Source organism: Streptomyces sp. 8N706, from assembly GCF_052245415.1.
In the GTDB taxonomy this organism is placed as follows: domain Bacteria; phylum Actinomycetota; class Actinomycetes; order Streptomycetales; family Streptomycetaceae; genus Streptomyces.
On record NZ_JBQQBW010000150.1, the window covers coordinates 1 to 13,713 of the forward strand.

8 protein-coding genes are annotated in these 13,713 nt (G+C 71.2%); 4 read left to right on the forward strand and 4 right to left on the reverse strand.

Annotated elements, in window-relative coordinates:
• Positions 1–4 precede the first annotated feature (4 nt).
• Positions 5–835 (forward strand): GNAT family N-acetyltransferase, encoded by an 831-nt coding sequence (locus ACTWQE_RS31380; RefSeq protein ID WP_443332485.1) that lies wholly within the window; start codon positions 5–7, stop codon positions 833–835.
• Positions 836–1,099: 264 nt separating this feature from the next.
• On the forward strand, positions 1,100–2,305 hold the full coding sequence (locus ACTWQE_RS31385) for an MBL fold metallo-hydrolase (protein ID WP_443332479.1): 1,206 nt from the start codon (positions 1,100–1,102) through the stop codon (positions 2,303–2,305).
• A 46-nt stretch (positions 2,306–2,351) separates the two neighbouring features.
• Here ACTWQE_RS31385 and ACTWQE_RS31390 read toward each other — a convergent pair whose 3' ends face one another.
• The 4 genes from ACTWQE_RS31390 to ACTWQE_RS31405 all read right to left on the reverse strand — a co-directional run bounded on the left by ACTWQE_RS31390 (position 2,352) and on the right by ACTWQE_RS31405 (position 10,789).
• Complete coding sequence (locus ACTWQE_RS31390) at positions 2,352–4,103, reverse strand: SpoIIE family protein phosphatase (protein WP_443332480.1); 1,752 nt, start codon at positions 4,101–4,103, stop codon at positions 2,352–2,354.
• A gap of 357 nt (positions 4,104–4,460) precedes the next feature.
• Positions 4,461–7,454 carry a glycoside hydrolase family 2 TIM barrel-domain containing protein gene (locus tag ACTWQE_RS31395; protein ID WP_443332481.1) on the reverse strand — a complete coding sequence of 998 codons (2,994 nt, stop codon included), beginning with the start codon at positions 7,452–7,454 and terminating at the stop codon, positions 4,461–4,463.
• A gap of 356 nt (positions 7,455–7,810) precedes the next feature.
• The gene (locus ACTWQE_RS31400; protein WP_443332482.1) at positions 7,811–9,280 is read right to left on the reverse strand and encodes an FAD-binding oxidoreductase; all 1,470 of its coding nucleotides are present in this window, start codon (positions 9,278–9,280) and stop codon (positions 7,811–7,813) included.
• Between the two features lie 540 nt (positions 9,281–9,820).
• The gene (locus ACTWQE_RS31405; protein WP_443332483.1) at positions 9,821–10,789 is read right to left on the reverse strand and encodes an antibiotic biosynthesis monooxygenase; all 969 of its coding nucleotides are present in this window, start codon (positions 10,787–10,789) and stop codon (positions 9,821–9,823) included.
• 85 nt (positions 10,790–10,874) lie between these two features.
• On the opposite strand from ACTWQE_RS31405, the gene ACTWQE_RS31410 reads away from it, so the two are divergent.
• A complete protein-coding gene (locus tag ACTWQE_RS31410) occupies positions 10,875–11,441 on the forward strand; it encodes a nucleoside deaminase (RefSeq protein WP_443332484.1) in 567 nt (188 codons plus the stop codon).
• A 735-nt stretch (positions 11,442–12,176) separates the two neighbouring features.
• Positions 12,177–13,151 (forward strand): alpha/beta fold hydrolase, encoded by a 975-nt coding sequence (locus tag ACTWQE_RS31415; protein ID WP_443332486.1) that lies wholly within the window; start codon positions 12,177–12,179, stop codon positions 13,149–13,151.
• The last annotated feature ends 562 nt before the right edge of the window (positions 13,152–13,713 follow it).

A 13,713-nucleotide genomic window follows, 5' to 3' on the forward strand; every position in this document is an offset into this window, starting at 1 on the left:
TGCGTTGTCGGGCTCGTCCGAGTACGCCCAGTACGAGGACGACCCTCCGCCTTGCGATCGCACGCACCAGCCGCCGCGACCCCCGCCCTTCGGGCGGACGGCGCTACTTTCGAAACACGCCCTAGGCGACGACGCACCGGAGTACGGCTGGTGGCGTGCGCCGGACGGGACCACCCAGGGCGCCTTTCTCCGCACACCGCCCTACCCCGTCCTGCTGTCCCGGATGCCCGAGGCGGCGGCCGACGCGCTCGCGGCGACCCTCGCGGGGCTGGAAGGGGCGACCACCGGGGCCAACGGGGCCCAGGCCACGGCCCTGGCCTTCGCGGCCGCATGGCAGCGCCGCACCGGCGCCGTCCCGCGGATCGACGAGACCAACCGGCTCTACCGCCTCGTGGAGCTCACCCCGCCCAGCCCCGCGCCTCCCGGCCGTGCCCGGCCCGCAACGGAGGCCGACCGCGACCTGCTCATCGAGTGGCTCGGGGCGTTCGCCGTGGAGCTCTCCGAGGTGGCGAGCGACCACGCCTCCGCCGTCGACGACCGTCTCACCTACGGAGGCCACACCCTCTGGGAGGCCGACGGCGTCCCCGTCTCGCTCGCCGGGATCACCCGTACGGTCGCCGGAATGGCCCGGGTGGCCCCCGTCTACACCCCACTCCCGCTCCGCACACGCGGCTACGCGGCAGCCGTCACCGCCGCCGTCAGCCGGGCCGCGCTGGACTCGGGAGCCGAGGAGGTCCTGCTCTTCACCGACCTGGCCAACGCCACCAGCAACGCCCTCTATCAGCGGATCGGCTACCGGCCGGTGGAGGACCACGTCCGGCTGTCCTTCGTCTGAGACGTGACGCACAGCGGAGATGTGACGGCCGGCGAAGCTGTGATGCACGGCTGAGATGTGACGCACGGCCCACTGCTGCAGGAGTTCGGCCCGGGTGTGAGGCCTGTGCGGAAATCGAATGCCCGGCCCACCGTGCACCACAGCTGTGACCTCGGCAAACGGCTTTCCAGTACGCCAAGATGATTTTGCAGCGCACATAATGGAGCGACCGGAGCCGGCTCCCACCCGGGGCCTACTCCTCACTGTCCTCACCCTGGAGGTGCCGTGACCGGATCCAGTCCCCGACGCTCCCCGCTCGGCCGGATGCGTCTCGCCTCGTTCGGCGCGGACCCGGCCGGAGAGCGGCTGGAGCGTATCCGGCGGTCCGCCCAGTATGCCGACGGGCAGTTCCACAACCCGGTACCGACCCGGACGATGGTTCCCGGGGCGACGCTGCCCATGCTGCGCACCCAGATGAGCCGAGCGGACCGCGCGCGCAGATACCCCACCGGCCCGGTCCCCGTGCACCGGCCCACCGCCGCCGACTGGGGCGAGCCGCCCGCGTCCGGCCTGCGGCTCACCTGGATGGGGCACTCCAGCGTTCTCGCGGAGATCGACGGCCACCGGGTGCTGTTCGACCCGGTCTGGGGGGAGCGCTGCTCGCCCTTCACTTTCGTCGGGCCGCGGCGGCTGCACCCCGTGCCCGTACCACTGGCCGAACTCGCCCCCGTGGACGCGGTGGTGATCTCGCACGACCACTACGACCACCTGGACATGCCGTCGATCCGCACCCTGGCCCGTACGGGCACGCTCTTCGCCGTACCGCTGGGCGTCGGCGCCGACCTCGAGCACTGGGGCGTGGCCCCGCGACAGATCGTCGAGCTCGACTGGCATGAGTCGACGCAGGTCGGATCGTTGACCCTGACCGCGACCCCGGCGCGGCACTTCTGCGGGCGCGGGCTGCGCGGGGGCCTGCGGACGCTGTGGGCCTCCTGGGTGGTCACCGGCCCCGAGCACCGGATCTTCCACAGCGGTGACACCGGCTACTTCCCGGGCTTCGCCGACATCGGGTCGCAGTACGGCCCGTTCGACGCCACCATGATCCAGATCGGTGCCTACAGCGAGTTCTGGCCCGAAATCCATATGACCCCGGAGGAAGGGCTGCTCACCCACGCCGATCTGTCCGTGGGGAGCCCGGCCGGGACGCTGCTGCCCATCCACTGGGGCACGTTCAACCTCGCCCCGCACCCGTGGGCCGAGCCCGCCGAACGCACCGTGGCCGCGGCGGCGGAGGCCGGGGCGAAGCTCGCCGTGCCCCGTCCCGGGGTGCCGTTCGAGCCCGCCGCCGAGCACACCGTCGACCCGTGGTGGCGGGCGGTCGCGGTGCCGCCCACGCACGGCTGGCCGAGCTGTACGGGCCCGGGGGCGGGCGGGATCGCACGCGCCGCGAGTACCGGGAGCGGAGCCGCCGCCACCCCGCAGACGTCCTGAGAGGGCCGGAGAAGCGCCGTCCCAAGGCCGCGCCATCAGTCCCCGGTCACCCCGGGGGCGGGTCGGACGGCGGGCGGATGCGCGCGGCCAGGACGGCGACATCGTCCTCCACGGTCCGGCTCACCAGGTGCCGCAGCACCTCGTCGAGGAGTTCGTCGAGTTCGCCGCCCACCACCAACCGCAGCCCGGCGAGCCGCGCGAGTGACGCGTCGATGTCCTCTCCGCGCCGCTCCACCAGGCCGTCGGTGTACAGGAGCAGCACCTGATCGGCCGTGAATTCCCTGTTGACCATCTCGTAACCGCCGAAGCCGGTGCCGAGCGGCGGGCCGGTGGGGACCCGTACGAGTTCGGTGCGGCCGTCCGTCGTGAGGACGGCGGGCGGCAGATGCCCGGCACTGGAGTACGAGCAGATGCCCCGGGCGGGGTCGATCAGGGCGAGCAGACAGGTGGCCGGGCGGCCCGACTCCCGCTCGGAGATCGTCGTGTCGAGCTGCCGCAGGATCCGGTGCGGCGGCAGATCGGTCGAGGACACATAGCGCAGCATCGAGCGGTAGTTGCTCATGTCGACCGCGGCCTCCACACCATGGCCCATCACATCGCCCATGACCAGCAGCGTCCGCCCGAACGACAGCCGGACCGTCTCGAACCAGTCGCCGCCGACCAGCGCGCTGCTGCCGGAGGGAAGGTAGCGGGAGGCCAGCTCGATATTGGGATGGGGATTGCCGGGCTCGGCCAGCAGGGCCCGCTGCAGTTCCAGGGCGATGCCCTGCGACCGGGTGTAGCGGCGTGCGTTGTCGATGCTGATGGCCGCCCGCCCGGCCAGGTCCTGGGTGATCACCACATCGTCCTCGGTGAAGGCGGGGGAGTCCCCGGCCCGCGCCAGGGACACCGTGCCGATGGGGTGGCCGCGGGCGGCCAGCGGCACCACCAGCGTCGAGTGGATGCCCGCGGCCCGGTAGGCGGCGAGGCACTCGGCGCTCGCCGCCGAACGGCTCAGCTCATCGTCGGAGAGCAGATTCCGCATGACCGGGCGGACGGTCTCCAGACAGCGCGGAATGGCCGAGCCCGCGGGATACTCCACGTACTCGCCCGCCATGCCCAGATCCCGTACCCGGTCCCGCAGCGCCGGGACGGAGGCCAGCGCGGTGCGGCGCAGCCACAGCGCCCCACCCGGCGCCGGGTGTCTGCCCTCCTCGGTCTCCGCCGGGAAGACCTCCACGGTCACCACGTCGGCGAGCAGCGGTATGAGGAAGTCCGCCAGCTCGGCGCAGGTGGTGTCCATATCCAGGGTGGTGCCGATCCGGGTGGCGGCGGTGTCGAGCAGGGCGAGCCGCGAACGGGCCTGCTCCAGATCGCGTCGCTCCTGCTGGGAGGTGGTGACCTCGAGGACGACCCCGGCGACCCCGACGACCTCGCCGCCGATCTCGACCCGGTGGTAGGCCCCGTGCCACCAGCGGCGTTCGTGCGGGGAGCCGGGGCGGGTGGTGCCCGTGGTGATCGCCTCACGCGTCCGGCCGTCGCGCAGCACCTCGCGGAGTACGTCCACCCGGCTCTCGATGCCGGGCATCACCTCGGTGATGGTCCGGCCCAGAAGACCCGAGGAGGGTATGCCGATCATCCTGGCGAAGGCCGGGTTGGCGTAGAGGTAGCGCAGCTGCGGGTCGAGGATGGCGATCCCGGCCGCCGTGCCGCTCAGCACACTCCGCAGCACATGGTCGGCGCCGCCCGCCGAGAGAACGGCGGCCGCCGCGTCGGAGAAGGCGTCGGCGCCGCCCCGGCCGGGAGCCTCGGGGCACACCCGCTACCTCCTCGTCCGCCGTACGGAACCCTTGCCTCAATCGTCGGCCCCGGACAGGACATCCGCATCCGCGTCCCGCGTCGAGGGCCCGCGTCCGAGGTCCCACTCCCGAGGTACCACCTCCGCATCCGGCATCCGCGTCACGCATCCGCGTCTGTGTCCGCGTACGAGGTACCACCTCCGCGTCCCGCGTCGGCCGGGGGCGAGGTTCCGCGCGGTCGGCAGGGAGGCGGAAGCCGCCCCCGCGGTCCGGCCGGGGGGCGGGAGCCTCCCGGCGCACAGGTCCGCATGGGCCCCGGACGCGCACGAGCCCGTCGGCCGGCCCCCGAACCGCGGACGTTCCGCCGCCGGGCCCGTTCAGCCGGCGGTGGCCGCCCGAACCGGCAGGACCGAGAAGTCGTACGAGAACGACGCCGGGCCGACCCGGAGGTGGTACTGCGGGAGCACCCCGGGGCCGCACGACTGGCTGCCGATGCCCTGCTGCGCATGGTCCAGGTTCACCCACACCGTCCCGCCCGGTCGCAGGTCCGTGGTGTGCGCGGCCGCGTCCAGCTCTTCGCTCGTCCAGCGCCGGGCCGTGAACCAGAACGTGGGGCGGCCCTCGATCCGCAGCCCGCTGCCGTCGTGGCGGCGCAGCTCAGCCCACCGCACATCCGCCCGGGCGCCGTTCTCCTGCGGCCGTACGTACGGGGTCTGGAGCGCGTCGACCGGCATGGCCCAGCGGCCGTTCCGGGAGGCGGCGCACGTGTCCGGGTACGCCTCGCCCGGGCCGCCGCCGTACCACTCGGCGAGGCCCAGGCTCCCGCACACGCCCAGCCGCACCCCGAGCCGTGGCAGCGGGCACGGCCAGTCGCCCTCCGGTGTCACCGATACGGCCAGCCGCAGCGCCTCCCCGTCCGAGGTCCAGCGGAAGGTCGTGTCCAGGCCGAGGTCGGTCCCGGCCGGGGCGGCCCGGGTACGGACCAGCAGATCCGTCTCCCCGGCCCGTACGGAGACCACCCGGTGCCGTACACGGTGCAGGCCGAGTCCGCGCCAGAGGATCCCCAGGCGCGGGTCCGGCTGCCAGGGGGCGCCCTCGTCGTTGTCCGTCGGCGCCCGCCACACATCCAGCCGGGGCGCGACGACCTGGAATCCGCCGAGGCACCGCAGGTCGCCGCTCGCCGCGTCGAAGGTGCCGGGGCCGAGCAGCAGGACATGGCCCTCGCCCGGCCGTGGGGTGGTGGCGGCCGCGCGCTCCGTTCGCCGCGCGTCGGCCCGTGGGGTGGCGGCGGGCGCGCCTTCCGTCCGCAGCGGGGGCCGCGGTACGGCCGGGAGCTGACCCCAGGCGATCTCGTGCCCGGCCGCCGCCCACGGGGTGTCGTGGGCGAGCACGGCCCGTACGGTCCACAGCGCCTCCCCCGGGCGGCCCTCCCCCGGCCGCTCGGGCAGCTTCACCTCCGTCGACTCGCCGGGCTCCAGCGGTGGCACGGTGAGGGCGCCCTCTCCGGCCGCCAGGCCCTCGATCTCGTAGGTCCAGCGGAAGGAGAGCCCCGACAGATCGGCGAAGTCGTATCCGTTGGTGATCCGGACGGACTCCGTCCTGCCGTCGCCCTCGATCCGGACCGGCTCGATCACCTTCTTGTACTCGATCAGGCCGGGGGAGGGGGTGCGATCGGGGAACACCAGCCCGTCGCAGACGAAGTTCCCGTCGTGCAACTCCTCGCCGAAGTCCCCGCCGTAGGCGAACCACCGTTCGCCGTCCGCGGTGCGCCGGGCGATGCCGTGGTCCATCCACTCCCATACGAAACCGCCCTGGCAGCGCTCGTACGTCTCGAACAGCCGCTGGTACTCGCCCAGCCCCCCAGGCCCGTTGCCCATCGCATGCGCGTACTCGCACAGGATGAACGGCATCGACCGCCGCCGCGTATCCACCTGCGGGTCCCCCCACGGGCCTTCGGAACGCCGTCCGATCCGCTCGACTTCCGCGTGGTCCGCGTACATCCGGGAGTAGACGTCCACGTCCGCACAGGACGGGTCGCCCTCGTAGTGGATCGGACGGCCGGGGTCGCGTCGGCGGATCCATCGCGCCATGGCGCCCAGCCCGCGCCCGGTGCCGCACTCGTTGCCCAGCGACCACAGGACGACGGCGGGGTGGTTCTTGTCCCGCTCCACCATGCGGGCCGCCCGGTCGAGCAGCGCCGGGGTCCAGCGCTCGTCGTCCACGGGGTTCCGGCGCCATCCCACCGCGTGGAAGCCGTGGGTCTCCAGATCGCACTCGTCGATCACCCACAGGCCCAGTTCGTCGCAGAGGTCCAGGAAGGCGGGGTGCGGTGGATAGTGGCTGGTGCGCACCGCGTTGATGTTGTGCTGCTTCATCAGCAGCAGATCGCGGCGCATCGTCGCGGGGTCCACCGCGCGGCCGTGCTCGGGGTGGAACTCATGGCGGTTGACCCCGCGGAAGAGGATGCGGCGGCCGTTGACGGTGAGCACACCGCCGTCGACGGCCACCGTGCGGAACCCGATGCGCAGCGGCACGCGCTCGCCCGCCGCGGCCAGTACGCCGTCGTACAGCCGGGGGATCTCGGCGCTCCACGGCTCGACGGGCAGGGTCGCGGACTCGCCGGACGCGAGGTCCAGCCCCAGCTCGGGCACCGTGATCCGGGCACTGTCCGGCTCGGCGTCGACCCGCAGGGTGCCGGTGCCGTCCGTGTGGTCGTACGACGCGTGCACGAAGAAGTCGCCGACCGCGCCCTCGGGCCGGTGCAGCAGGGACACGTCCCGGAAGATGCCGGGCAGCCACCACTGGTCCTGGTCCTCCAGATAGGAGCCGGAGGACCACTGGTGGACGCGGACGGCGAGCACATTGCCCCGCTGCCGCAGCAGCCGCCCGACCGCGAACTCATGGGGCAGCCGGCTGCCCTTGAAGGTGCCCAGCTCCTGCCCGTTGAGCCAGACCCGCGCACAGGACTCGACACCGTCGAAGCGGAGCGTCGCCCCGCCGTCCCAGGGCTGCGGGAGGTCGAAGACACATCGGTGGTCACCGGTGGGGTTCTCGGCCGGCAGGTGCGGCGGATCGACGGGGAAGGGGTACGCGGTGTTGGTGTAGGCGGGGGAGCCGTGGCCGTGCAGCACCCAGTGTGCGGGAACGGGCAGTTGGTCCCAGCCGGAGTCGTCGAAGTCGGGGCGGGCGAAGGACGCGTCGTCGGAGGTGGCGGTCGGCGACAGCCGGAAGCGCCAGGGACCGTTCAGACTGAGCCGGGCGGCGTCGGAGGTCGCGTACCAGGAACGGGGCGGCAGCGTGCCCTCGGAGGGCGAGACAGCCTCGTAGTACGGGAGGGGGGTGATGGGGGGAGGGTCCTGGGCGTGGCTCATTCTTCTCCTCGTCCGCGGGAAGGTGCGGTCCTGGACGACACCCTGCACCCGGCGAAGGTCCGAGGTGAATGGACTGCGCTGACGAGGGGTGGGTTTTCGCTCCTGTGGGTCACTGCGCGCGCAGGGGGGCCAGGGTGAGCGAACCGGCGGGGGAACGCCGCCCAGGAGGAACGCGGTTGGCGGAGGAGGCGGACAGCTGTTCCTCGTGAAGGCCTCGGTGAACGGCTCCCGTACGGCATGGAGGGCGTCGGTCGGGAGTCGGGGAGCAGGCCAGGAGCCATGGGGGCGGGCGGGCGGTTGCGTACCGGGGGCCAGGTAGGAGCCGGCCGGGAGAGGGATCAGGGAAGCCGGAGGGGTCAGTCGGGGGTCAGGTAGGAGTGGAAGACACCCTCCGGGTCGTAACGGGCCCGCAGCGCCTGCAGCCGCTGCCAGTCCTGCGGTGTGAACGACCGCTCGGCCCGGGTCGGCGCGGCGGTGAGGTCCGCCTCGGCGATGTAGTGCCCGGTCCCGAGCGGCTCCACGGCGCTCATCGCCTCACGCAGCCAGCGGATGTTGAGGTCGTCCTCCGCCGGGTCGTCCCACACCGCGAAGGGTGCGACGTAACTCCGGCCCAGCACCGAGAACGCCATGTTGCTCAGCAGTTCCTCGTCGGAGGAGACGGGGGGAATGGGCGCCAGTACGAGGGACTTGTCGGAGGGGCACTCGGCGATCGTGTCGCTGAGCTTGGTCAGCAGCGTTGTGAAATCCTCCTGGGACCAGAGGGTGTCGACGGCGTAGCGGTGCTCCGGGGGCCATACGGCGGCGGAGTTGTCGTGGAGCGCTTCGAAGGACGTCGGCTCGTCGAGTTGGCTGAACAGGGCGCGTTCGGCGAAAGGGCAGGCCTGGAGCGGTGCGAGTGCGTCGGCCGCTTCCTCCGCCGAATCCGCGAACGCGGTGGCGCCCGCGACGACCACTCTGGGCCTCGGCGACTGCGTCGTCATATGCGGGGCGGCTGTGGACAGGACGAGTGCCGACTCGACGGTCGGGTCGAGTTCGTCCGCGGTTTCGGTGACCCAGTCCGTGACGCGTTCGACGTCCGCCAGGGGAAAGGCATAGGTGGTCGTCATGAGGGACTGGGGGAGCGGATACAGGGCGAGACGGAAGCTGGTGACAATGGCGAAGAAGCCGGGGCCCGCGCCGCGGGCCGCCCAGAACAGATCCGCGTTCCTCTCCTTGTCGCACCGCAGCACCTCACCGTTCGCGGTCACGGCTTCGATCTCGACCACGCTCGAGCAGGCCGGCCCCAGGGCGCCGGAGTTCCAGCCGAGACCGCCGCTGAGGAGATAACCGCCGAGGCCGACGGAGGGGCAGTGGCCCGCGGGGAAGGCGAGGCCGCGCTGGGCGAGTGCGGACATCAGCTCACCGCCGGTGACGGCGGGCTGGACGGTCGCCGTCGCGGAGTCCCTGTGGATGTCCAACCGGCGGAGCCGGGACAGGTCGAGGAGCAGGCCTCCATCGCGGACGGAGGACCCGAACCAGCTGTGTCCGCCCGCTCGTACGGCGATCCGGAGGCCGCGGGACCTCGCGAGGCCGATGGCGCGCGGGACGTCCCGCTCGGAGGAGGCGCGGACGATCACATCCGGGAAACGCTGCGGTTTCAGCGCGTTCCACACCATGCTCGCCCTGACGCTCTCGTAGCCGGCATCGCCCCGCTGGACGATCTGCCCCTCGATTCTTCCGTCGGTTCCGTCGGTTCCGTCGATTCCTTCGGTTCCCTGGGCCGGTACGCGTTCTGGCATGAGGCACTCCTCGGCTTCGCTTTCTCCCGCCCCCTCATGGTCGCTCATGAGAGAAATGCTCTCCGGACGGGTTGCACGGGCGGGCCGAGGAAAACTTGCGGAAGCTGTGGCTGCGGATGAACCTGGAGATCCGGTGTGAACGGGCGCCGGTGCGCCGGTGCGCAATGCCGCAGATGTCAACGGGCGATATTCTCAGTTCAGCGACTGCTCCCGAAAGGCGTAGCGGCGGCCTTGCCGGGCGTTAGGGGCGTGATGAGGGGTCGCCGTTTTTTACGCTGCGGCGGAGACAACGGGATGCGCCGGGGAGAGGGCGGTGATGCTCCGCCACTCCCTGCACTCCCTCGGTCCGGACAACTCCCTCGGTCCGGCGTCGCTCCCTCAGTCCGGCGTCGCTCCCTCGGTTCCGGGCGCCGGGGGCCTGACCTTCGATCGGTGAGGGCGCCGTTATGAGCAGCCGGATTGGCCCATGGGCCGCCCGGGGGCGGCGGCTGTCGACATTCCTTCGGTCGGTAGGTAGCCCCACTTCAGGCGCGTTCAGGCACTGTTTTGTTGTAGGTGCTCCAACCGTCACTCCGACGGCAGCTCGGGTTATTCCACCGTCAGGCCGAAGAGCGTGATCAGCACCACGTAGCACAGGGCCACGAGTGCGGCTCCCGCCACATGGGTGCGCTTGGAACGGGCGCGGCTCGGCTGGAGCCAGAAGGCGAGGCCTCTGTTGGCCAACGGCATGAGCAGCCACGTCAGAATGCTGACGCTCAAGACGTTTCCGATGAACAGATTCAGGTACCCGGGCACACCCAGGCTGTCGAGTTCATCATTCACCGTCAGGTTGAGGATCATCACCGTGGGATACAGCGCCAGAATAACGGACATGGCCTGCTTCCAGTTGGGCGGAACCCCTTCCTCCGCCCCTTCGCCGAAGCGGAACCAGCCGCTGAACGCCGATCCGATCTTGCGGACGTCATAGGAGGAGAAGTAGTCGCGCCCTTCCTTCAGAAGCCGTTCCCGCGCTTCGGAGTCGAGCCACTGATCGAGGTGTTCTCGTGTGTCGTAACGGAAGGCGACAACCCAGTTGTCCTGGATTCCCTGGAGGGGTTTGAACAGCTCCGACCCCATGAAGCCGGGGTACTTCTCCTGCTCTTTGAGAACCTTCTCCTGCCAGCGCTCGAAGTCCTGCTCCCGGCCGGGCCGTATTTCATGGGAGATGACCGCCGTGACGGCCTCCTGCGCGGGAGCCCCGCCGGACAGGATTTCCTGGGTCGGGGTCCCCTCGAAGAGCGGACTGGCCTCGTCCATCAGATCCCGGCGCGCCTCCGAATCCAGCCATGTCGTCAACTGCTCGATACGGGCGAAGCGGAAGACGACGGTCCATTCGTTGTCGTCGTCGGAGGCCGGCGGATGCAGCTCCGTTCCCTGGAACCCGTCGAAGCCTCGGACGACGTGGTCCATCTGCTCCTGCCAGCGCCTGTAGTCCTCGTCGCGGCCCGGCCGGATCCTCTGGGAGGTCACGACGGTCGCGCTGTCGCCGCTGGTATCGCGGCTTGCACCGACACTCATACGGAGTAGTCTAGTGCAAAAGGGAGTTATCGGACAAACGGGACCCCGGCTGGGGTTCTCATCATGCTGAGCGGAGGTTTCCCGCATGGGGCACAAGGAGTTCATGGCCGAAGCGGTCCGACTGGCCACCGAGTCCGTGGAGAAGGGGTGGGGAGGTCCGTTCGGTGCTGTCATCACGCAGGACGGCGAGATCATCGCTCGCGGGCAGAACCGCGTACTCCTCACGGCCGATCCGACCGCCCATGGCGAAGTGGAAGCCATCCGTAAGGCGGTTCAACTCCTCAACCCCGAGGCGCCGACGGTCTCCGAGGAGCATCAGAACCAGTACACCCTTCAGTTGGTGCCCCGTCCCGAGGGCTCCCCGGATGTCGTTCCCGAGCGTGCTCGCATGTTGCAGGGCTGCACGATCTACACCAGCGGCGCGCCCTGTCCGATGTGTATGAGCGCCATCTACTGGTCGCGGATCGGCGCCGTCTACTACAGCTGCGACTGGGAGAACACCCAGGAGATCGGGTTCGACGACGCCTTCCAGTACGAGGACTTCCAGAAGCCGCCGGAGCAGCGGAGCATCACTCTCGAACAGCTCCATCCCGAACTGGGAGCGCAGTCCTACAAGGCGTGGACGGACAAGCCGAACCGGCACCCGTACTGACGCGGCATTCACCCCGCCGTCCGCCAAACGCCTCGGCGGCTCTCACCGGCCGTGGCTACACCACGGCTGGGCCGACGCGCCGTCAGCTCCCGTATCAGGGCGAGGCAGCAGCCGCGGGCCGCGGAGGCGACGGCGACGCGTGGCGCAGCGCCCGCCGCCGACGGCCTGCTGGACGACCAGGATTTCATCCAACCTCCCTTTCCCATAGGTGAATTGAGCACGGTCGAGGCACTCGTCATGACAGGAGTCCCTCGACCGTGGTCATGGGTCCTGGGGATCCACCGGAGAGCACGCACCCCTCGGTAGAGGAGCCGTAGTGCGTGCGCGTTTCGCGCGTGCCTCCACTCCTGTCCACTCCTGGGAGCGTAGGGACCTTTCCTGGGAGCGTAGGGACCTTCGGCCTTCCCGCAGGGGCCGCGCGGTGAACGACGTGCCAGGGGCGAGGCGCCGTGAGCGGGCTGCGGTGGCTGAGACATGCCGGTCACCCGGCGCGCCTTTACGGCGGGTGATGCTGCCAATGGCACGTCCTTGGGAGGGGGTGCGTCACGAAGAGGTGGGGTGGGGGCGCGTCGCTTCCGTTGTCGTGCGGCGGGCGGTCGAAGCCTCGGGCTGCTGTCCGGTTGGTTCGGCGCTGGGTGTTCGTACCCGCCGACAGGCATGGGCCGCACCGGCCTGGGGAGGGTGACGTCGGGAACCGCAGACCTCGACGCCGACCCGACCCCGGAGGCGAGCCGTATGGAGCAGAACACGGGCAGCAACGGAAGCCGCGGCGGCGGAAGCGCCACCGCCGTCACCTACCGTTCAGACCACCTCGAAGCGCCCGACGGCGCCCGGGTGGCGACGTACACCTGGCTTCCCGAGGGCAGCCGCCCCCGTGCGCTCGTGCAGATCGCGCACGGGGCCGCCGAACACGGACTGCGCTACGACCGCTTCGCCCGGTTCCTCGCCGGTCACGGCTACGCGATCGTGGCCTCGGACCACCGAGGCCACGGTGCGACGGCCGTCTCGACCGGCGGCCAGGGCGTCGCGGGCGACGACGCTTGGCGGGGCATCGTGACCGACCTCAAGGCCGTAAGCGACAGGGCTCGTGCCGAACACTCGGGAGCGCCGCTGGTTCTGCTCGGCCACAGCCTCGGCTCGATGCTCGCCCGCGACTACGCGCAGGAGTACGGCGGCGAGCTCGACGGCCTGATCCTCTCGGGCACCTTCCGGTCTCTTCCGGGCGCGGAGACCGAGGGTGCCATCGCGGACCTCGAACGGGAGATCGCACAGCGAGGCCGCAGCGCTCTCTCCGCCTTCATTCCGAATCTGTTCGCATCGGTCAACGATCCATACGTCCACCGAACCGGATTCGAGTGGCTCTCACGGGACGAGGCCGAGGTGGACCTCTACGTGGCGGACGAGCGCTGCGGGTTCCCGTTCAGCGCCGGCCTGGCATTGGACTGGGTGCGGGCCGTACGCAAGATCAACGACCCGGCGAACCTCGCCCGCATCCCGTCGCGGCTGCCGGTCCACATCGCCGTCGGCACCGAGGACCCCTGCCATCAACGGATGACACTGGTGTACGAACTGCTGGAGGACTTCCGCTACCTCGGGACGGAGGACCTGACCTGGAAGGGCTACCCGGACGCCCGTCACGAGATCCTGAACGAGACCAACCGCGACGAGGTGCAGCATGACCTGCTGGACTGGCTGAACAAGCACGTCTGACGGCACTGAGGGAACAGAGGGCCCCTTCCGGCGACGCCACCGCCCGCGCTGTGGCGGACGGCACCACGAACGCTTGGCTGACGTCCGCCGTGCGGCCCGGCCGGCCCGCGAGCCGGCGGCGCCGGCCGTCGTATGCGAAGCGGCGGGGGCGCGCGTAAGGGGCGGCCGTAGCGATCGACCGCTGACGTCCGCCTGCGGCCCGCGGCCGGGACGTGAAGCGGTGGCGCCGGCCGTCGTGCTCGAAGCGGCGGGGTGCGCGGAGGGGTGACCGTAGTGATCGATGCGCACGGGCGGGCCGAGGCCGCCGGTGGGGACGGCGGCCGCGGGCGCGGCTGAGGCCGACGTGGGAGCGGGGGAATCAGCATGAATGGGCGGTCGGCGCGGCGGGGCGGAGCGTTGGTGAGGGCCGCCGGTCGGCAGCGACGCGCCCCGCAATGGGCGCTGTCTGCGGGCCGAGGGCCTGGGGCGAGGGCCTGGGGCGAGGGCATGTTCGGGGCGCCGGGGCATCGGCTTGGTCCGGGGGCGGGCAGCCCGGGGCTGGGGCCGGGGTCGGGGCCGAAGG